This is a genomic window from Streptomyces sp. NPDC001822, assembly GCF_042892135.1.
Lineage (GTDB): Bacteria > Actinomycetota > Actinomycetes > Streptomycetales > Streptomycetaceae > Streptomyces.
Genome location: NZ_JBIATW010000002.1, coordinates 258,817 through 277,800, shown reverse-complemented (window position 1 = coordinate 277,800; position 18,984 = coordinate 258,817). Strand labels below are relative to the sequence as shown.

Sequence of the window (18,984 nt, the reverse complement as noted above, 5' to 3'; positions counted from 1 at the left end):
CCGCCATATGAACGGTCCGAGGAAGGCGACCCTTACAGAAGTAGGGTGGGGCGCGGACCGCCGGCGGGCCGGCCGGTCCCGAGCCGCCGCCCCGAGGGAGGTCCAGTTCAGTGACCAGTCAGGTCAGTAGCCCAGCCGGAAAGTCCGATGAGGCCAGCGAGCCCGTCGTCGGGGAGCAGCGTGCCCCGCACATCGATCGCACGGGCGCCACCGACAAGGAAATCCGCCGTCTCGACCGTGTGATCATCCGTTTCGCGGGTGACTCGGGAGACGGCATGCAGCTGACCGGTGACCGGTTCACTTCGGAGACCGCGTCGTTCGGGAACGACCTGTCGACCCTGCCGAACTTCCCGGCCGAGATCCGGGCACCCGCCGGGACCCTGCCGGGGGTCTCGTCGTTCCAGCTGCATTTCGCCGACCACGACATCCTGACCCCGGGCGACGCGCCGAACGTGCTGGTCGCGATGAATCCCGCCGCGCTCAAGGCGAATATCGCCGATGTTCCGCGCGGGGCCGACATCATCGTGAACACGGATGAGTTCACCAAGCGCCCGATGGCGAAAGTCGGATATTCCGAATCTCCTCTGGAGGACGGATCGCTCGAGGCGTACAACGTGCATCCGGTTCCGCTGACGACCTTGACGATCGAGGCATTGAAGGAGTTCGGCCTTTCCCGCAAGGAGGCCGAACGGTCGAAGAACATGTTCGCTCTCGGGCTCCTCTCCTGGATGTACAACCGTCCGACCGAGGGGACGGAGACATTCCTCCGGTCGAAGTTCGCGAAGAAGCCGGACATCGCCGAGGCGAACGTGGCGGCATTCCGTGCGGGCTGGAATTTCGGTGAGACGACGGAGGATTTCGCGGTCTCGTACGAGGTCGCACCGGCGACGAAGGCCTTTCCGACCGGCACCTACCGCAACATCTCCGGGAACCTCGCCCTGTCGTACGGGCTGATCGCGGCGGCCCGGCAGGCGGATCTCCCGCTGTACCTGGGGTCGTATCCGATCACCCCGGCGTCCGACATCCTGCACGAGCTCAGCAGGCACAAGAACTTCGGTGTGCGGACCTTCCAGGCGGAGGACGAGATCGCCGGGATCGGCGCGGCGCTCGGTGCCGCGTTCGGCGGGTCCCTGGGGGTGACGACCACGTCGGGGCCGGGTGTCGCGCTGAAGTCGGAGACGATCGGCCTCGCGGTGTCCCTGGAACTGCCGCTGCTGATCATCGACATCCAGCGGGGCGGTCCCTCCACCGGTCTGCCGACGAAGACGGAGCAGGCCGACCTGCTCCAGGCCATGTACGGGCGCAACGGCGAGGCCCCGGTCCCGATCGTGGCGCCGAGGACCCCGGCGGACTGCTTCGACGCGGCGCTGGACGCCGCGCGCATCGCGCTGACGTACCGGACCCCGGTGTTCCTGCTCTCGGACGGTTACCTGGCGAACGGCTCCGAGCCGTGGCGGATCCCCGAGACCGACAGCCTGCCCGACCTGCGGACGCAGTTCGCGACCGGCCCGAACCACGAACTCGCGGACGGTACGGAGGTGTTCTGGCCGTACAAGCGGGATCCGGAGACGCTGGCCCGCCCCTGGGCGGTGCCGGGCACCCCGGGGCTGGAGCACCGCATCGGCGGGATCGAGAAGCAGGACGGGTCGGGGAACATCTCCTACGACCCGGCCAACCACGAGTTCATGGTGCGCACCCGTCAGGCGAAGGTCGACGGCATCGTGGTCCCCGACCTGGAGGTCGACGACCCGGCGGGCGCGGACACCCTGGTGCTGGGCTGGGGCTCGACGTACGGGCCGGTCACGGCGGCGGTCCGGCGGCTCCGCGCGGCGGGCGAGACCATCGCGCAGGCCCATCTGCGCCACCTCAACCCGTTCCCGCGGAATCTCGGTGAGGTGCTGGGGCGTTACTCCAAGGTCGTGATCCCGGAGATGAACCTCGGCCAGCTCGCCACCCTCGTCCGGGCCAAGTACCTCGTGGACGCCCGGAGTTTCACCCAGGTCAACGGAATGCCCTTCAAGGCCGAGCAGCTCGCCACAGCCCTCAAGGAGGCCATTGATGCCTGACACCAACGAACTCCTCCAGCTGGTCCCCAAGGCCGAGGGCAAGCAGTCCATGAAGGACTTCAAGTCCGACCAGGAGGTGCGCTGGTGCCCGGGCTGCGGTGACTACGCGGTCCTGGCGGCCGTGCAGGGCTTCATGCCGGACCTCGGGCTGGCCAGGGAGAACATCACGTTCGTCTCCGGCATCGGCTGCTCGTCCCGCTTCCCGTACTACATGAACACCTACGGGATGCACTCCATCCACGGCCGCGCCCCCTCCATCGCGACGGGGCTGGCCACCTCGCGGCGCGACCTGAGCGTCTGGGTCGTCACGGGTGACGGCGACGCGCTGTCCATCGGCGGCAACCACCTCATCCACGCGCTGCGGCGCAACGTGAACCTCAAGATCCTGCTGTTCAACAACCGGATCTACGGGCTCACCAAGGGCCAGTACAGCCCGACGTCCGAAGTCGGGAAGATCACCAAGTCGACGCCGATGGGCTCGCTCGACGCGCCCTTCAACCCGGTGTCCCTTGCACTGGGCGCCGAGGCGACCTTCGTCGCGCGGACCGTGGACTCCGACCGCAAGCACCTGACGAGCGTGCTGCGCGCGGCGGCCGACCACCCGGGCACGGCGCTGGTGGAGATCTACCAGAACTGCAACATCTTCAACGACGGCGCCTTCGAGGTGCTCAAGGACAAGGAGCGGGCCGAGGAGGCGGTGATCCGCCTGGAGCACGGCAAGCCGATCCGCTTCGGCGCCGACGGCGCCAAGGGAGTCGTCCGCGACCCGCTGACGGGTGATCTCGCCGTCGTCGCGGTCACGGAGGAGAACCAGTCGCGGATCCTCGTCCACGACGCGCACAACCCCAGTCCGACGACCGCCTTCGCACTGTCCCGGCTGGCCGACGCCGACACGCTCCACCACACGCCCATCGGGGTGCTGCGGAGCGTGGAGCGCCCTGTCTACGACGCGCTCATGTCCGAGCAGCTCGACACCGCGATCGAGCGGCACGGCAAGGGCGACCTGAGCACCCTCCTGGCGGGCAACGACACCTGGACGGTGGTGGGCTGACTTTCCGTCAGTCACCAGTGGGGCCCGGAGCCGACCGGCTCCGGGCCTCGTCGTACTCCTCGCGGGCCGCCTCGACGGCCTCGACCCGCCGCTCGGCCCACCGGGCCAGCCCCCAGACCTGTTCCGCCGCCTCCCTGCCGAGTGGCGTGAGGGTGTAGTCGACGCGTGGCGGGATGACCGGCTTGGCGTCCCGGTGCACGAAGCCGTCGCGCTCCAGTGTCTGCAGGGTCTGGGCCAGCATCTTCTCGCTGACGCCTCCGACGGTGCGGCGCAGCTCGCTGAAGCGGTACGAGCGCTCCAGCAGCGCGGCGAGGACCAGGACGCCCCAGCGGCTGGTGACGTGCTCCAGGACCAGCCGTGAGGGGCACATCGGCTGGTTGACGGTCGCGCGTCCGGTGGCACTGATGCTCATGCCAGTACCTTACTTCAAAGTGGGTACTTTCGATTGGAAAGTGCACCTCTTAGGGTGAGTGACATGAGTCCGCGTTCGAGGATCGGCGCATCCGCCCGGCCGGCCGGGCGGCACACAGGAGGAACACCATGAGCATCGTCGTCACAGGAGCAACCGGCGCACTCGGCCGTCTCGTCGTCGAGCGGCTGCTCGCCACGGTCCCGCCGGAGTCCGTCGCGGCGGTCGTCCGCAGTGAGGAGAAGGCCGCCGCTCTCGCCGCCCGGGGCGTCGAGATCCGCGTCGCGGACTACAGCCACCCCGAGACACTCGCCGGGGCTTTCCGGTCCGGCGACCGAGTCCTGCTGGTCTCCGGCAGTGAGGTCGGCAAGCGCGTCGGGCAGCACACCGCCGTGATCGAGGCCGCGAAGAGCGCCGGGGTGGCCCAGCTGGCCTACACCGGCGTGCTCGGCGGGCCGGACGCGGACTTCCTGCTGGCCGCCGAGCACAAGGCGACCGAGCAGCTGATCCTGGACTCCGGCGTCCCCTACACCTTCCTGCGCAACGGCTGGTACACCGAGAACTACACGGCGAACCTGGGCCCCGTCCTGGAGCACGGCGCCGTCATCGGCAACGCGGGCGAGGGCCGGGTCGCCTCCGCCACCCGGGCCGACTTCGCGGACGCGGCCGCCGCCGTGCTGACCGGTGAGGGACACCTCGGCGCGGCGTACGAGCTGAGCGGGGACGTCGCCTGGTCGCTGGCCGAGTACGCCGCCATGGTGTCCGAGGCCGCCGGCCGGGAGATCGTCTACACCGAGGTGTCGGCCGCCGAACACCAGGAGATCCTCGTCGGCGCCGGCGTCCCGGCGCCGTTCGCCGAGATCCTCGTGGACGTGGACGAGGCGATCCGGCGCGGCCTGCTCGCCGGCACCAGCGGTGACCTGGCGCGCCTCATCGGCCGTCCGACGACCCCGGCGTCCGAGACGATCGCCGCCGCGGTGGCCGCCGCCTGACGCGGCCTCCCGACCTGTCACGAGCGTTTCCGTGAGACGGCAATGACACGGGGCCTCCCCCGGCGCTACCTTCGTGCAGTCGGCCGACCGCCGGCGAAGGAGCGCCGGGGAGGGCCCGTGGACGGGAAGAACGAGCAGCGGGCAGGCCTGCTGTACGGAGTCGGCGCATACGGGATGTGGGGCCTCGTGCCCCTCTTCTGGCCGCTGCTGGAGCCGTCGGGAGCGGTCGAGATCCTCGCCCACCGGATGGTCTGGTCGCTGGGTGTCGTCGGGATCGCCCTGCTGGCCCTGCGCCGCTGGGCGTGGATCGGCGAACTGCTGCGCCGGCCCCGCACGCTGGGGCTGATAGCGGTCGCCGCCACGGTGATCTCGGTCAACTGGGGCCTCTACATCTGGTCCGTCAACAACGGCCACGTCGTCGAGGCGTCGCTCGGCTACTTCATCAACCCGCTGGTCACCATCGCCATGGGCGTCCTGCTGCTCGGTGAGCGGCTGCGGCCCGCGCAGTGGACCGCCGTGGCCACCGGCTTCGCCGCGGTGCTGGTGCTGGCGATCGGCTACGGGCAGCCGCCGTGGATCTCCCTGGTGCTTGCGTTCTCGTTCGCCACGTACGGACTGCTGAAGAAGAAGGTCGGCATGGGGGGCCTGGAGTCCCTGGCCGCCGAGACCGCCGTGCTCTTCGTGCCCGCGTCCGGCTTCCTGGTGTGGCTGGGGGTGCGCGGCGACGCCACGTTCCTGTCCGGCGGCGGCGGGCACGGCGCCCTGCTCGCCGCGACGGGCCTCGTCACCGCGATCCCGCTCGTCTGCTTCGGCGCCGCCGCCATCCGGGTTCCGCTGTCGGTGCTGGGGCTGCTGCAGTACCTCGCGCCGGTGTTCCAGTTCGGGCTCGGCATCCTGTACTTCCACGAGGAGATGCCGCCCGAGCGGTGGGCCGGCTTCGGGCTGGTCTGGGTGGCGCTGGTGCTGCTGACCTGGGACGCGCTGCGGACGGCCCGGCGGACCCGGACCGAGGCGCTGCGCCTCGCCGTGAAGGCGGCCCAGGCGGGGCCGCCCGTGGGCGCGGACCCCGCCCGCCCGCTGGACAAGGGCGCAGGAGCGGCTTCTCCCGACCGGACCCCGGCCCCCTGACCGACCCGCCCCAAAAAAAGTTACCCAGTTGCTTTTTTGACTCGGTTGCGTTTTCCTCTTCCCAGGACGACCCGACCGAGGAGCAGGCATGACCGACGTACTGATCGTGGGCGCGGGCCCGACCGGACTGACCCTGGCCTGCGATCTCGCACGGCGGGGCATCGCGGTCCGCGTCGTGGACAGGTCGCCGGAGCACCCGCGCAGCTCGCGGGCCAAGGGGCCCAATCCCCGCTCCCTGGAGGTGCTGGAGGACCTGGGGGTCGTGCGGGAGGTGTTCGACGCGGGCTCGGCGCCGCTGCCGATGCGCAAGTACCGCGACGGCGTGCCCGTCGCCGACACCGACCCGTACGCGGACTCCGCGCCCACCCCGGACGCGCCGTACGACCGGGGCAGGCTGATCGCCCAATGGCGGCTGGAGGAGATCCTCCGCGACCGCCTCCTCTCCCACGGGGTCCGTGTCACCACCGGCACCGAAGTCGTGGGCCTCGACCAGGACGGTGACGGGGTGACCGTCTCGTACGCCGACGGCTCCCGGACCCGGGCACGGTACGCGGTGGGCTGCGACGGCGCCCACAGCCGCGTGCGGAAACTGCTCGGGATCCCCTTCGACGGGGAGACCGACGAGGCACAGGTGATGGTCTGCGGGGACGTCGAGATCACCCCGGGCGTCCTGGACCGGGGCATCTGGCACCAGTGGTTCGACGCGGACGGAGCGGTCATGCTCTGCCCCGTCCCCGGCAGCAGCACCGGCTGGTGGTTCCAGGCGGGACCGGAGCGTGACCCCTCCGGCGCCCCGCTCGCCCCCTCCCGCGACGGCTTCCGGCGCCTCTTCGCCCGGCACACCCGGCTGCCGGGCGACCACCTCACCGAGGCCACGCTGCTCTCGACGTACCGCGTCAACGTGCGCATGGCGCAGCGCTTCCGGGCGGGCAGGGTCTTCCTGGCCGGGGACGCCGCCCACGTCCACGCGATCGCGGGAGGGCTCGGCATGAACACCGGCATCCAGGACTCCTACAACCTGGGGTGGAAGCTCGCCCAGGTGCTGCGCGGCCGGGCGGAACCCGGGCTGCTGGACACCTACGAGGAGGAGCGGGTGCCCGTCGCCGCGTGGACGCTGGACACCACGTCCGAACGGCTGCGGGCCACGCTGGAGGCGATCCGGCGGCCGGGCGGCGGACTCGACAGTGCGGTCACCCCGGAGACGGCGGGGCTCGACCGGGGGTACCGCTGGAGCTCCCTCGCCGCGCCCGGCGCCGACGGCGTGCTGCGGTCGGGGGACCGCGCCCCCGACGCCCCCTGCCACGACGCGGCGACCGGGGCGCCCACCCGCCTCTTCCGGACCTTCGCCGGCCCGCACTTCACCGTGCTGGGCTTCGGGCCCGCCACCGAGGGCACACTGCGCCGGGCCCGGGCGGCACACGGCGACGCGGTCCGGACCTGCCGGGTGTACGGCGCCGGGGAGACGGGGGCCGGGGAGACCGGGGCCGGGGCGGCGGCCGGCCCGCACGCCCTGCACGACCGGGAGGGGCACGCCCGCGCCGCCTACGGCGCGGGAGCGGACACCGTCGTCGTGATCCGCCCCGACAACCACGTCGGGCTGATCGCGGGAGCGGACGGACACGACGCGGTGCGGCGGTATCTGGACGTGCTGGACGGGGCGGCACAGCCGGATACGACGCGTGCGTGAAGGCATGGTGGACGGGGCGCCCAAAGGCTGATTGAGTGCCCGGATGGGGACGGTCCTGGGGGGCATGAGGCACGTCAGATGGCATGAGCTGCGCCATGCCCGGGGCTCCGCCTCACAGGTGCCCGGAATGCTGTCGCGCATCGCCTGGGGCGACAGCGAATCGGCCGGGGACGCGCTGAGCGACCTGGGGCGGTGGATAGCGGCGATGTCGGTGTTCGACGCGACGGCTGCCACGGTGCCGTTCCTGTGGGAACTCGCCGCCACGGACACCGTGAAGGAGCGGGCCGGCGTGCTCGGCCTGCTGGGGACGATACTCGCCGGCGGTCACGCCCTTCAGCCGGGCTGGACCAGGGACGCGCACCTCGCGGTCCTGGCCGGGCGGACCACGGCCGAACGGCTGGCCGGGGACAGCGACCCCGCGGTGCGCGCGGCGGCCGGGGAACTGCTGGCCTCGCTCGGCGGACACGCCTGCGCCACCTGCCCGCCGCGCTGAAGACCGGCGCCCCGCATCCCGGAGGCACGGCGAGCGGGGGCCTGGACGGATGACGCGACCCCTCGGTGTACGGGGAACAAGTCCCTTTTCCGGCGCGCCCGTTGCCGCGCCGATGACGCAACCAGTACAACCGGTTTCCATGACCCTGCACTGGAAAGTCGTCATCGACGCGGCGGAGCCGCACGCCCAGGCCGACTTCTGGGCCGAGACCCTCGGCTACCTCGTCGAGGACAACAGCGCGCTGATCGAGGAGCTGCTCGCCGTCGGGGCGGTGCCCGAGTCCAGCATCGTGGAGCCGCACGGGCGCCGGGCCTGGCGCGATCTCGTCGCCGTACGGCACCCGGACGATCCGTACGACGAGAAGAGCGGGACCGGGCTCGGGCGGCGGCTGCTCTTCCAGCGCGTCCCCGAACCGAAGACGGTGAAGAACCGCCTCCACCTGGACGTCCACACGGCTCCCGGGCAGCGCGAGGCGGAGGTGGAGCGGCTCGTCGGACTGGGTGCGAGCGTGCTGCGGATCGTCGACGAACCGGGCGGATCGTGGCAGGTGCTCCTGGACCCCGAGGGCAACGAGTTCTGCGTGCACTGATCCCGCACACCGTCCGCGCAGGTCAGCGGCGCGCGACGGAGACACGATCTCTCTAGGCTGACCTCATGTTCACGCCACCCGCCGCACCCGTCCTCGTCGCCACGGATCTCGACGGCACGCTCCTGCGCTCCGACGACACCGTGAGCCCCCGGTCCCGCGCCGCGCTCGCCCGCGCGGCGTCGGCCGGCGCACGGCATCTGATCGTCACGGGCCGCCCGGTTCCCGGGATACGCGCCCTGCTCACCGGTCTGGGCTACGACGGGCTCGCGGTCTGCGGGCAGGGCGCACAGGTCTACGACGCGGGGTCGGCCCGCATGCTGAGGTCGGTGACCCTCGACCGGGAGCTGGCCGACACCGCGCTCGGCAAGATCGAGGCCGAGGTGGGACAGGTGTTCGCCGCGGTGGACCAGGACGGTCCGGACGGCCGCACGCTGATCGAACCGGGGTACCGCATGCCGCACCCCTCGCTCCCCGCCCAGCGGACCGGCCGGCGCTCCGAGCTGTGGGCGGAGCCGGTCATCAAGGTCCTGATACGCCACCCCGAGCTGACGGACGACGAACTGGCGGCGGCCGCCCGTGGAGCCGTGGGCGACCTGGCGTCCGTCACCATGGCGGGGCCGGGCACGGTGGAGATGGCACCGTACGGCGTGGACAAGGGCACCGGATTCACCCTCGCCGCGGAACTGCTCGGCCGTGACCCCGCGGGCGCGGTGGCGTTCGGCGACATGCCCAACGACCTGCCGATGTTCCGCCTCTCCGGCCACGGGGTGGCGATGGCGGGCGGGCACCCGGAACTCAGGGCCGCGGCCGACGAGATCACGCTCTCGAACGACGCCGACGGCGTGGCGGTGGTCCTGGAGCGCCTCTTCGCCTGAGCCGTGCCCGTGCGCGCCGCTCCGTCAGACGTCGCCACCGGGAGCGCCGCCGTCCGGGGAGCGGGGAGCGGGGACCGCCTCCGCGCCCACGGACCTCAGGACGTGGGCCACGAGGGTCGCGGTCCCCGCCTCGTCCATCGGCGGCTTCCGCAGGAGGTTCCGGTAGTAGAGCGGACCGTAGAGCAGCTCCACCACGAGCGGGAGGTCCGCGCCCGCCGGGACCTGCCCCTGCTCCTGGGCCCCGCGCAGGCGCTGCACGGCGGCTTCGAAGCGCGGGTCGACGAGCTGCTCGCGCACGGCGCGCGCCAGCACCTCGTCGTCGTGCAGCTCCGAGAGGATGCCCGCGTAGACGGGTCCGTACGGCGGCGAGGAGACCATCCGCACCGCGCCGTCGATGTGGGTCCGCAGGTCGGCAACGATGTCACCGGTGTCGACAAAGGGGGTGGCACCCACGAAGACCTCGGTGAACGCCTCCAGCATCACCGCCCCCTTGGACGGCCACCAGCGGTAGATCGTCTTCTTGCTCACACCGGCGCGGGCCGCGATGGCCTCGATGGTGACCCGGCCGTATCCCTTCTCCGCGCACAGCTCCAGAGCGGCGTCCAGCGTCGCCCGTCGCGATCTCTCGCTGCGGCGCAGGGAACTCTGCGATGTGATCATTCGGTGAGCATAGGGGGATTCCGCCCACCGCTTGTTGACAGGTCGTCGCCAAAAGTCGAACAATGACCTGGCTGGAAACGGAACGTACCGTGTCGTGACGTTCCGTGCACCGCACCGTTCGTGCCGTCCGGGCCGCGACGAGCCGATCGGGGGACGGCTCGACCGGCCGACGGCGCGGACGGTCCGTGCCCGGCCCCCCTCGGACGCCGCTCAGGCGCTGATGTCCCTCGTCGTGAAGCGCGCCCACGCCGCCGAGCCGAACACCGCGGCGTACAGGGCCTGCAGACCGAGGTTCCTGACCATCTCGTCCCAGTAGACCGGGTCGCGCAGCAGGTCCGAGAAGGACGGCCAGTAGTGCGGGAAGAGAAAGGGATGGATCGCGTGCAACTGCGGCATCGTGTCCAGGATCTGCACGGTGATGAGCACCCCGACGGTGGCCGCCATCGCCGCGATCCCGCTGTCGGTGAGCGTGGAGACGAAGAGTCCCAGAGCCGCGAAGCCGACGAGTGACACCGCCACGGCGAGCGCGATCAGTCCGGCCCGCACGAGTCCCTCGCCGAATCCGATCCGCGTCCCGGAGATCGTCGTGACCTCACCGACGGGGAAGAGCAGGGCTCCCGTCACGAGCGCCGACACCGCGACGACGAGGGTGGCGACCAGGCAGAACACCAGCACCGAAGCGTACTTCGCGAGCAGCAGCCGGGTCCGGCCCGCCGGGGCGACCAGCAGATAGCGCAGGGTGCCCCCGCCCGCCTCCCCCGCGACCGAGTCCCCGGCGACGACACCGACCGCCATCGGCAGGAAGACCGGAAGCGTCACGGACAGCGCGGCGAAGACGAGGAACAGCCCGTTGTTGGTGATCTGCGAGAGGAACGCCGGGCCGCCCCCGCCCCCCGGGCCTCCGTCCCGGCCGTCGCCCGTCTCGATCCGCACGGCGATCCCCACGAGCACGGGAACGGCGGCCAGCACACCGAGCAGGGCCAGGGTGCGCCAACGGCGCAGGGTGACGGTCAGTTCGGAGCGGAGGATCCCCAGGGTCCACAGCGCGCGCCGCGGCTCGCGGGACACGGGGACCGTCGTGAAATCAGCCTGCGACATCGAATCCCTCTCCGGTGAGTGCGACGAAGGCGTCCTCCAGCGAGGCCCGTTCGACGCCGAAGGCGCGCACCCGTACACCTCCGCGCACCAGGGTCTCGTTGACGTCGGCCAGGTCGACGTCGGCGGGCGGCGCGTCGGCGCTCACCCGGTCCCCGTCGGCCGTGACGCCGGTCGCCCCGTGCTCCGTGAGGATGCGGGCGGCGTCACCCGCGTCGGGGGTGGTCACGACGAGCCGGCCACGGGCGCCGGCGGCGAGCTCGGCGACCGGACCCTGGACGACCAGCCTGCCACGGGCCATGACCGCCGCGTGCGTGCAGACCTGTTCGATCTCGTCGAGCAGGTGGGAGGAGAGGAAGACGGTGGTGCCCTCGGCCGCCAGCTCGCGGACCAGGGCGCGGATCTCCCGCATGCCCTGCGGGTCGAGGCCGTTCGTCGGCTCGTCCAGCACGAGGAGCCTGCGCGGCTGGAGCAGCGCGGCGGCCAGTCCGAGGCGCTGCTTCATCCCGAGCGAGTACGCCCTGGCCTTCTTCCCTGCGACGGCGGCGAGACCGACCCGCTCCAGCGCCCCGTCCACCCGCGCCCGCCTGGTGCGCGGGTCGGCCGCGGGATCGGCGGAGTCGAAGCGGAGGAGGTTGTCACGGCCCGTCAGGAACCCGTACAGGGCGGGCCCCTCGATGAGCGCCCCGACGTGCGGGAGCACGGTGCGGGCCGCGTCCGGCATGGGGCGGCCCAGGACGTGGGCGGTCCCGGACGTCGGGGCGATGAGGCCCAGGAGCATCCGGATCGTCGTGGTCTTGCCCGAGCCGTTGGGCCCCAGGAAACCGAAGACGCTGCCGGCGGGGACGGTGAGGTCGAGCCCGTCGACCGCCAACTGGCCGCCCCGGTAGCGCTTGGTGAGCCCGCGCGTCCCGATCACGGTCCCGGGACCGTGCCCCGTGTCCGGCCGCGCCGTCGCGGCCGCTGTGTCGGTCATGCACCCTCCCGGTCCTCGTCCCCCGCCGTGTACGGGTCCGCCCCGCCGTACGGAGCGTACGGCGGGGCGGGAGCCCTGCGTGTGCACGGCCCGGCGGTGTCGGCCGCCTTCACCGGTGCGTCCTACTCGGCGGCGTCGGCCGCCTTCACCAGGGTGTCCTGGGTGACGGCACCGACGTAGGCCTTGCCGTCGTCGGTCAGGAGGGCGTTGACCAGGCGCGTCCTGAAGACGGTGCCCGAGCCGAAGTCGCCGGTGACCTTGTCGCCGAGGGCGTCGAGGAACTGCCCGGCCTGAGCGGGCACGTCACCGGTCCCGGAGCCCTGGGCGGGGAGCCCTGCGCCGCCCGGGGTGTCGATCGTGGCGACGGCGTTCCAGCCCTCGCCGATCACGTCGAGGCCCTTGAAGTCCTCCAGCGCCGCGAGCTCCTTCGGCGCCTTGCCGGCCGCGCTGTTCCGGCCGGCCCCGTCCTTCGGCTCGTCGGCCGCGCCGTTGCGGCCGGCCCGGTCCTCCGTCTCGTCGGCCTCGGTCACCTTCGCACCCTTCGGCGGCGTGAAGGAGAAGGAGGACGCGTCGGGCTTCGAGAAGTCGACCTTCGTGAAGCCGGCGTCGACGGCGGCCCTGCCCCCGGAGCTCGTGGCCAGCGTGAACTTCAGCGGCACGCCGGTCGCCGAGTCGACCGCGACCCTGACGGACCCGATCGTCGAACCGGACTGCTTCGGCTTGATCAGCAGCCGGTAGGCGTCGCGCCCCGCCACCTGCGTCGTGCCGTCGACCGTGACGGACGTGGTGCCGTCCGCTGCGGCGAGGGCCTTCTCGGCGAGCTCCTTCGGCGTGGCGGGGACGCCCTCGGGCGCCTCGTGCTTCCCGCCCTGCCGCCCGGCCCCGCCGGACTTCGCGTGGTACACCTCGTTGCTCTCGCTGTCGTAGCCCCAGACGTCGTCCCCGTTGTGGACGAGGCTGTACTCGGAGCCCTTGCCGAGGATGGACAGGCGCTGCCTGTCGGGTCCGTCGGCGGCCAGCCGCAGCGTGTGCGTCCCGGACGCCAGCTCCATCAGCTTGCTCTCCGGAGCGGCACTCGCGTCGCCGCCGCCCGCGTCCGGCGCGAGACTGCTCGCGATACCGCCGAGCGAGGGGATTCCGAGGTCGGTGCTGATCCTCAGCGTGCCGGACATCTGCTCCTGGTCCGACGCGGCGATCTTCTCGATGAGTTCCTGCGCCGTGATGTCCGGCAGATCCGGGTCACCGGACGCGGCGAGCGCCGGGACGAGTCCGATCGTCGCGGCCGCTACTCCCACCACCGCGAACGGGACGATGTAACGCGCCATCTTCCGGCGGCCCACGACAGTCCCCGTGGCCTCGCCGTTGGTCTCCGCGCTGTCGTTCGGTGCCATGTGTGCTCTACCTCCGTGGTCGGCGGCTGCCATCCGGTTGCACTGGTCCACTCCCCGCCGCCATTCTCACCCGGTGTGGTCAGGAGTGGTTGTCAACCATCTGACCAAATCGGGCGAGCTCAAGCGTCAGCCCTCGGGAGCAACTCGGCGTACCTCTCCGGGATGACCCCGGAGCCCGGAGGGTGCACACACCCCCTAGGGGGTCAGCCCGCGCGGTGCACCACGGCGTCGCAGAGTTCTTCCAGCGCCGCCTTCGCGTAGCACTCGGGCAGCGGGGCCAGCGTGGCCCGAGCCTCCTGCGCGTAGCGCACGGTGTCACGTCGTGCCTGCTCCAGCGCGGGGTGGGCCCGCAGCCTGTGCAGTGCCTCCGCCAGCCTGCCGTCGTCGGCGAGGTCGCCGTCCAGCAGCTCGACGAGTTCCCGGTCCTCCGGCCGGCCGTCGGCCGCCGCGCGGGCACGCAGATGGAGCACCGGCAGCGTGGGGATGCCCTCGCGCAGGTCGGTGCCGGGCGTCTTGCCGGACTCGTGGGAGTCGGAGGCGATGTCCAGGACGTCGTCGGCGAGCTGGAAAGCGATGCCGAGGCGTTCGCCGTACTGGGTGAGGATGTCGACGACGGACTCGTCCGCACCGGCCATCAGGGCGCCGAACCGTCCGGAGACGGCGACCAGCGAACCGGTCTTGCCGCTCAGCACGTCCATGTAGTGGTCGACCGGGTCGCGCCCGTCGCGCGGGCCCGCGGTCTCCAGGATCTGGCCGGTCACCAGACGCTCGAACGCCTCGGCCTGGATGCGTACGGCCTCGGGACCGAGGTCGGCCAGGATGTGCGAGGCGCGCGCGAAGAGGAAGTCGCCGGTCAGGACGGCGACGGAGTTGCCCCAGCGGGTGTTCGCGCTGTCGACCCCGCGGCGCACGTCCGCCTCGTCCATCACGTCGTCGTGGTACAGCGTCGCCAGGTGCGTCAGTTCGACGACCACGGCCGAGGGCACGACTCCCGGCGCGTCGGGGTCGCCGAACTGGGAGGCGAGCATGACCAGCAGCGGCCGGAAGCGCTTGCCCCCCGCGCTGACGAGGTGCTGTGCGGCCTCCGTGATGAACGGGACCTCGCTCTTGGTGGCAGCCAGCAGCCCCGCCTCGACATCGGCCAGACCGGCCTGGACATCTGCCTCCAGCGCCTGGTCCCGCACGCGCAGTCCGAACGGCCCGACGACGGTCACGAGGGGATCTCCTGTCTGCTGACGATCACACGGAATGTCGATGTGTCGTTGTCCTCACTCGAGCCAGCGTATCCGGTCCCCTTTGGATCACCGTGGGCGCCTTCCCGCCACCGCCGGTATGTTCGGGTTCAGCTCATACGATCAGGAGTTGCCGCTTTGTCCCCGGCCGCGACCGGTGCCGGGCCGAAGCGCACGACGCACCCCGTCCGCCGAGGTTCCGCCATGCAGATCCGCACCGCGTTCCCCTACGAGACCACCCACGAGGACCTCTACATCCCGCTGGCCGGGGGCACGCGGCTGTACGCCCGGATCTGGCGGCCGGTCACCGACGAACCGGTGCCGGCCCTGCTGGAGTACCTGCCCGGCCGGCTGAGCGACATGACGGCCCCGCGCGACCGGCAGCGGCATCCCTGGTACGCGGGCCACGGCTACGCGTCGGTGCGGGTCGACGCGCGCGGGCACGGCAACAGCGAGGGGGCGCCGGGCGACCCGGGCGGCGCGACGGAGCTCGCCGACGGGGTCGCCGTGGTCCACTGGCTCGCCCGGCAGGAGTGGTGCTCGGGCCGGGTCGGCATGTTGGGGATCTCCTGGGGAGGGCTGAACTCGCTCCGGATCGCCGCGCTCGCGCCGGAGCCCCTGAAGGCGGTCGTCACCGTCTGCTCGCCCGACGACCGTTTCGGCGACGACTTCCGCCATCCGGGCGGTTCCGTGCCCGGCGCGGGCCTGCACGCCCGGGCGTCCGCCCTGCTCGCCTCCGTCTCGCGGCCGCCCGACCCGGCGGACGTGGGTGACGGCTGGCGGGAGATGTGGCTGAGCCGGCTCGAAGCGGTGGAGCCGTTCGTCCACACGTGGCTGGCGCACCGGACGCGCGACGAAGGCCGGAAGCACGACGGCGTCCGCGAGGACTACGCCGCCGTCAGGGCGAACGTCCTGGCGGTCGGCGGCTGGCACGACCCCTACCGCGACACCGTCCTGAGGCTCGTCGAGCACCTGGACCCCGCGAAGGTGCGGGGCCTGATCGGCCCCTGGTCGCACCAGTACCCGGACCGGGGGCTGCCCCCGGGGCCCGCGATCGGCTTCCTGCAGGAGACGCTGCGCTGGTGGGACCAGCACCTCAGGGGCGAGGACACCGGGGTGATGAACGAGCCCCTCCTCCGTTCCTGGATCAGCGGCTCGCACCCCCCGGCCACGGTCTACGAGACGCTGCCCGGCCGCTGGGTCGGCGACGCCACGTGGCCGTCCGCGAACGTCACTCCGGTGGCGTACGCGCTGGCCGGCGGGGAGCAGGCGGTCGGCTCGCCGCAGCAGACGGGGCTCGACGCGGGCCGGTTCGTCCCCTCCGGCGACGACGCGGACCTGCCGCCCGACCAGCGGGACGAGGACGCCAAGTCGGCGTGCTTCGAGTTCCCCGTCGAGGACTCCCCCATCGAGATCCTCGGCAGGCCGAGGGTGCGCCTGCGCATCCGGATGGACGTACCGCGCGGTCAGGTGATCGCCCGCCTCTGCGACGTGGCGCCGGACGGTTCCTCCACTCTGGTGACGCGCGGCGCCCTCGGCACGGCCACCCGGCACGGGCACGGCCGCGCCGGGGACCGGCCGGCCGGCGACACCGAGGACGTGACCTTCGAGCTCGGCGGGATCGGGCACACCTTCCCGCCCGGTCACCGGATCAGGATCGCCGTCTCGTCGTCGTACTGGCCGTGGATCTGGCCGCAGGCGGGCGCGGCGGGCTTCACGCTCGACCCGGACGGAAGCCTCGTCGAACTCCCGGTGCGCCGGCACACCGAGGACCCGGGCATCACCTTCGGCGAGCCGGAGCAGGCGGAGCCGCTGGGCGTCGTCCGTCCGGTCACGCTCGACGAGCGGCGGCCGGAGCGCCTGGTCGTCCGGGACGTCGCCAAGGGCGAGTGGCGGCTGGAGGCCGTTCCGTGCCACGGCGGCACGCGCGTCCATCCGGACGGCCTGGAGTTCACCGAGGACGCCCTGGAGACGTACGCGATCCAGCAGGACGACCCGCTGTCCGCCAGGGCCCGCTCCGACTGGACGATCCGGCTGCACCGGCCGGAGATGTCCTGGGACGTACGGGTGGAGACGCGGTCGGAGCTGAGTGCGGACGCCGACGACTTCATCGCGTCCGACGAGATCGTCTGCAGGGACGGAGACGAGATCGTCTTCCACCGGACCTGGGAGAAGCGCATCCCGCGGACGGCCGGATGACCAGGGTTATCGCGTAACTTTCCGGGCATTACGCCTACTTGACGGCACTGCCGCCGAAGATCGGCGCCGACGTAACGTGTCCCTCAAGCGACCTGGAAAGCGAGGCAGCAACAGATGCCCGAGCAGAGCAGCCCGCTCGATCTGGCCGAGGGCGACCCCTTCGGTCCGCACAACCTTCCGTACGGCGTGTTCTCCACCCCGGAACACCCGGCGGACCGCAGGGTCGGCGTCCGCGTCGGCGACCACGTCCTGGACGCCGGGGCGGCCGCGCACGCGCTCGGTTCGCCGTACGCCCAGCTGCTGGCACAGCCCAGCCTGACGCCGCTCCTTGCGGCCGGCCGCACCGCCTGGCGCGATGTGCGGCGCGCCCTGACCGCGTGGGTGACCGTCCCGGCGCACCGCCCGGACATAGAGCCGCTGCTGCACCCGCTCGCGGAGGTGACGCTGCACCTGCCGTACGAGGTCGCGGACTACGTCGACTTCTACGCCAGCGAGCACCACGCCACCAACGTGGGGAGGATCTTCCGGCCGGACGGCGTGGCCCTCACCCCCAACTGGAAGCACCTGCCGATCGGTTACCACGGGCGGGCCGGCACCGTCGTGGTGTCCGGTACGGACGTGGTGCGCCCCTCCGGCCAGCGCAAGGCCCCCGCGGACCCGGCGCCCGTGTTCGGCCCGTCGGTGAAGCTGGACATCGAGGCGGAGGTCGGCTTCGTCGTCGGCGTCCCCTCGGAGCAGGGCTCGCCGGTCGCCCTCGGCGACTTCCGGGAGCACGTCTTCGGGCTCTCGCTGCTCAACGACTGGTCGGCGCGCGACATCCAGGCCTGGGAGTACGTGCCGCTGGGCCCGTTCCTCGGCAAGTCCTTCGCCACCTCGGTGTCGGCGTGGGTGACCCCGCTGGAGGCGCTGGACGCCGCCCGGACGGCGCCGCCTGCCCGGGACTTCCCGCTGCTGCCGTACCTGGACGACGCGGACGACGAGGAGCCGGGCGGCTTCGACATCCGCATCTCGGTCGTCGTCAACGGACAGACCGTCTCGGAGCCGCCGTTCTCCACCATGTACTGGACGGCCGCGCAGCAGTTGGCCCACATGACGGTGAACGGCGCCTCGCTGCGGACGGGCGACCTGTACGGCTCCGGCACCGTCAGCGGAGCCGAGCCCGGCCAGCGCGGGTCGCTGCTCGAACTCACCTGGAACGGCCGGGACCCGCTGGACCTGCCCGAGGGCAAGCGGACGTTCCTGGAGGACGGCGACACGGTGACGCTGACGGCCTGGGCCCCCGGCCCGCACGGCACCCGCGTCGGGCTCGGCGAGGTCACCGGGCGGATCACGGCCTCGTAGCGGGCGGCTCCGCACCGGCTCACCCGGGCGGCGGTGGCGGGCGGGAGCGCCGGCGGCCGGTGAGACGGTGCGGTGCGGTCCGGGAGGGCGCTGGTCAGCGGCGCGTGAGGCGGTCACACGTTCGGGGGGACCTCTTTGTGTTCCCTGCGGATACGCTGAGGAGTCCCGCGAGACTGCCTCCCATGGGAGCACTGATGAGCATCGAACCCGAGGCCCCCGAGCCGCGGTGGGCGGTCCCGCCCGTGGGCGGCTGGACCGCCGATGACCTGGACACACTCCCGAATCTGCCTCCGCACACGGAGCTGATCGACGGGAGTCTGGTTTTCGTGAGTCCGCAGACCGTGTTTCACGAGCGTGCGATCGACTACCTGAATTGGCAGCTGCAGTCCCTCGCTCCGCCCGATCTGGAAGTCTTCCGCCAATTCACCATCGACGTCGACTTCCAGAACCGCCCCGAACCCGATGTCGTCGTCGTGCGCGCGGACGCGGTCGAGAGTCTGCGGCAGACCCGTTTCCCCGCGAGCAGTGTGCTGCTCGCCGTCGAGGTCGTGTCCGACGAGTCCGTCACCCGTGACCGGGAGACCAAGCCGGTGAAGTACGCGCGGGCCAGGATCCCGCACTACTGGCGGGTGGAGAACCAGGACGGCCGGGCGGTCGTGTACGTCTTCGAGCTGGAACCCGCCACGGGTGCCTACACCTCGACCGGGATCTTCCACGACCGGATGAAGGTGTCCACACCCTTCGCCGTCGATCTCGACCTGACCGCGATCGTCTCCCGCCGCCGGGCGCCCACGGAGTAG

The 18,984-nt window shown here is 72.0% G+C and carries 17 protein-coding genes; 11 read left to right on the top strand and 6 right to left on the bottom strand.

The window, feature by feature from the left end; translation table 11 throughout:
- Positions 1-110 precede the first annotated feature (110 nt).
- The gene (locus ACFYY2_RS05550; protein ID WP_388737406.1) at positions 111-2,066 is read left to right on the top strand and encodes a 2-oxoacid:acceptor oxidoreductase subunit alpha; all 1,956 of its coding nucleotides are present in this window, start codon (positions 111-113) and stop codon (positions 2,064-2,066) included.
- Positions 2,059-3,117, top strand: coding sequence for a 2-oxoacid:ferredoxin oxidoreductase subunit beta (locus tag ACFYY2_RS05545; RefSeq protein ID WP_388737404.1), 1,059 nt, complete (start codon positions 2,059-2,061; stop codon positions 3,115-3,117). The genes ACFYY2_RS05550 and ACFYY2_RS05545 overlap by 8 nt, the downstream gene beginning before the upstream one ends.
- 7 nt (positions 3,118-3,124) lie before the next feature.
- Here ACFYY2_RS05545 and ACFYY2_RS05540 read toward each other — a convergent pair whose 3' ends face one another.
- On the bottom strand, positions 3,125-3,529 hold the full coding sequence (locus ACFYY2_RS05540) for a winged helix-turn-helix transcriptional regulator (RefSeq protein WP_388737402.1): 405 nt from the start codon (positions 3,527-3,529) through the stop codon (positions 3,125-3,127).
- 128 nt (positions 3,530-3,657) lie between these two features.
- Between ACFYY2_RS05540 and ACFYY2_RS05535 the strand changes: the two genes are divergently transcribed.
- The 6 genes from ACFYY2_RS05535 to ACFYY2_RS05510 all read left to right on the top strand — a co-directional run bounded on the left by ACFYY2_RS05535 (position 3,658) and on the right by ACFYY2_RS05510 (position 9,290).
- Positions 3,658-4,518, top strand: coding sequence for an SDR family oxidoreductase (locus tag ACFYY2_RS05535; RefSeq protein ID WP_388737400.1), 861 nt, complete (start codon positions 3,658-3,660; stop codon positions 4,516-4,518).
- A gap of 117 nt (positions 4,519-4,635) precedes the next feature.
- The gene (gene rarD / locus ACFYY2_RS05530) at positions 4,636-5,646 is read left to right on the top strand and encodes an EamA family transporter RarD (protein ID WP_388737398.1); all 1,011 of its coding nucleotides are present in this window, start codon (positions 4,636-4,638) and stop codon (positions 5,644-5,646) included.
- An 88-nt stretch (positions 5,647-5,734) separates the two neighbouring features.
- Positions 5,735-7,333 carry an FAD-dependent oxidoreductase gene (locus ACFYY2_RS05525; RefSeq protein ID WP_388737395.1) on the top strand — a complete coding sequence of 533 codons (1,599 nt, stop codon included), beginning with the start codon at positions 5,735-5,737 and terminating at the stop codon, positions 7,331-7,333.
- A 43-nt stretch (positions 7,334-7,376) separates the two neighbouring features.
- Positions 7,377-7,826 (top strand): hypothetical protein, encoded by a 450-nt coding sequence (locus ACFYY2_RS05520; protein WP_388737392.1) that lies wholly within the window; start codon positions 7,377-7,379, stop codon positions 7,824-7,826.
- A gap of 139 nt (positions 7,827-7,965) precedes the next feature.
- Positions 7,966-8,415 carry a VOC family protein gene (locus tag ACFYY2_RS05515; RefSeq protein ID WP_388737390.1) on the top strand — a complete coding sequence of 150 codons (450 nt, stop codon included), beginning with the start codon at positions 7,966-7,968 and terminating at the stop codon, positions 8,413-8,415.
- A gap of 65 nt (positions 8,416-8,480) precedes the next feature.
- Positions 8,481-9,290 (top strand): HAD-IIB family hydrolase, encoded by an 810-nt coding sequence (locus ACFYY2_RS05510; RefSeq protein WP_388737388.1) that lies wholly within the window; start codon positions 8,481-8,483, stop codon positions 9,288-9,290.
- Between the two features lie 24 nt (positions 9,291-9,314).
- On the opposite strand, the gene ACFYY2_RS05505 is transcribed toward ACFYY2_RS05510, so the two are convergent.
- The 5 genes from ACFYY2_RS05505 to ACFYY2_RS05485 all read right to left on the bottom strand — a co-directional run bounded on the left by ACFYY2_RS05505 (position 9,315) and on the right by ACFYY2_RS05485 (position 14,626).
- Positions 9,315-9,950, bottom strand: coding sequence for a TetR/AcrR family transcriptional regulator (locus tag ACFYY2_RS05505; RefSeq protein WP_388737385.1), 636 nt, complete (start codon positions 9,948-9,950; stop codon positions 9,315-9,317).
- 210 nt (positions 9,951-10,160) lie between these two features.
- Positions 10,161-11,048 (bottom strand): ABC transporter permease, encoded by an 888-nt coding sequence (locus ACFYY2_RS05500; protein ID WP_388737382.1) that lies wholly within the window; start codon positions 11,046-11,048, stop codon positions 10,161-10,163.
- Positions 11,035-12,021 carry an ATP-binding cassette domain-containing protein gene (locus tag ACFYY2_RS05495; RefSeq protein ID WP_388737379.1) on the bottom strand — a complete coding sequence of 329 codons (987 nt, stop codon included), beginning with the start codon at positions 12,019-12,021 and terminating at the stop codon, positions 11,035-11,037. The genes ACFYY2_RS05500 and ACFYY2_RS05495 overlap by 14 nt, the downstream gene beginning before the upstream one ends.
- 122 nt (positions 12,022-12,143) lie before the next feature.
- Positions 12,144-13,412, bottom strand: coding sequence for an outer membrane lipoprotein carrier protein LolA (locus tag ACFYY2_RS05490; RefSeq protein WP_388737376.1), 1,269 nt, complete (start codon positions 13,410-13,412; stop codon positions 12,144-12,146).
- Between the two features lie 203 nt (positions 13,413-13,615).
- Entirely contained in the window at positions 13,616-14,626 is a 1,011-nt protein-coding gene (locus tag ACFYY2_RS05485) for a polyprenyl synthetase family protein (RefSeq protein WP_327115783.1), read from the bottom strand.
- A 222-nt stretch (positions 14,627-14,848) separates the two neighbouring features.
- Between ACFYY2_RS05485 and ACFYY2_RS05480 the strand changes: the two genes are divergently transcribed.
- The 3 genes from ACFYY2_RS05480 to ACFYY2_RS05470 all read left to right on the top strand — a co-directional run bounded on the left by ACFYY2_RS05480 (position 14,849) and on the right by ACFYY2_RS05470 (position 18,984).
- Positions 14,849-16,843 (top strand): CocE/NonD family hydrolase, encoded by a 1,995-nt coding sequence (locus ACFYY2_RS05480; RefSeq protein ID WP_388737372.1) that lies wholly within the window; start codon positions 14,849-14,851, stop codon positions 16,841-16,843.
- 114 nt (positions 16,844-16,957) lie between these two features.
- Positions 16,958-18,184, top strand: a complete 1,227-nt coding sequence (gene fahA, locus ACFYY2_RS05475) for a fumarylacetoacetase (protein ID WP_388737369.1) — start codon at positions 16,958-16,960, stop codon at positions 18,182-18,184.
- Positions 18,185-18,378: 194 nt separating this feature from the next.
- Entirely contained in the window at positions 18,379-18,984 is a 606-nt protein-coding gene (locus ACFYY2_RS05470) for a Uma2 family endonuclease (RefSeq protein WP_388737366.1), read from the top strand.

Bases quoted from the DNA above. Each gene is read 5' to 3' on its own strand.
- ACFYY2_RS05545 (WP_388737404.1), top strand. From the start codon at position 2,059: ATGCCTGACACCAACGAACTCCTCCAGCTGGTCCCCAAGGCCGAGGGC.
- ACFYY2_RS05540 (WP_388737402.1), bottom strand. From the start codon at position 3,529: ATGAGCATCAGTGCCACCGGACGCGCGACCGTCAACCAGCCGATGTGC.
- ACFYY2_RS05535 (WP_388737400.1), top strand. From the start codon at position 3,658: ATGAGCATCGTCGTCACAGGAGCAACCGGCGCACTCGGCCGTCTCGTC.
- ACFYY2_RS05525 (WP_388737395.1), top strand. From the start codon at position 5,735: ATGACCGACGTACTGATCGTGGGCGCGGGCCCGACCGGACTGACCCTG.
- ACFYY2_RS05520 (WP_388737392.1), top strand. From the start codon at position 7,377: ATGGGGACGGTCCTGGGGGGCATGAGGCACGTCAGATGGCATGAGCTG.
- ACFYY2_RS05515 (WP_388737390.1), top strand. From the start codon at position 7,966: ATGACCCTGCACTGGAAAGTCGTCATCGACGCGGCGGAGCCGCACGCC.
- ACFYY2_RS05510 (WP_388737388.1), top strand. From the start codon at position 8,481: ATGTTCACGCCACCCGCCGCACCCGTCCTCGTCGCCACGGATCTCGAC.
- ACFYY2_RS05505 (WP_388737385.1), bottom strand. From the start codon at position 9,950: ATGATCACATCGCAGAGTTCCCTGCGCCGCAGCGAGAGATCGCGACGG.
- ACFYY2_RS05500 (WP_388737382.1), bottom strand. From the start codon at position 11,048: ATGTCGCAGGCTGATTTCACGACGGTCCCCGTGTCCCGCGAGCCGCGG.
- ACFYY2_RS05495 (WP_388737379.1), bottom strand. From the start codon at position 12,021: ATGACCGACACAGCGGCCGCGACGGCGCGGCCGGACACGGGGCACGGT.
- ACFYY2_RS05490 (WP_388737376.1), bottom strand. From the start codon at position 13,412: ATGGCACCGAACGACAGCGCGGAGACCAACGGCGAGGCCACGGGGACT.
- ACFYY2_RS05480 (WP_388737372.1), top strand. From the start codon at position 14,849: ATGCAGATCCGCACCGCGTTCCCCTACGAGACCACCCACGAGGACCTC.
- fahA (WP_388737369.1), top strand. From the start codon at position 16,958: ATGCCCGAGCAGAGCAGCCCGCTCGATCTGGCCGAGGGCGACCCCTTC.
- ACFYY2_RS05470 (WP_388737366.1), top strand. From the start codon at position 18,379: ATGAGCATCGAACCCGAGGCCCCCGAGCCGCGGTGGGCGGTCCCGCCC.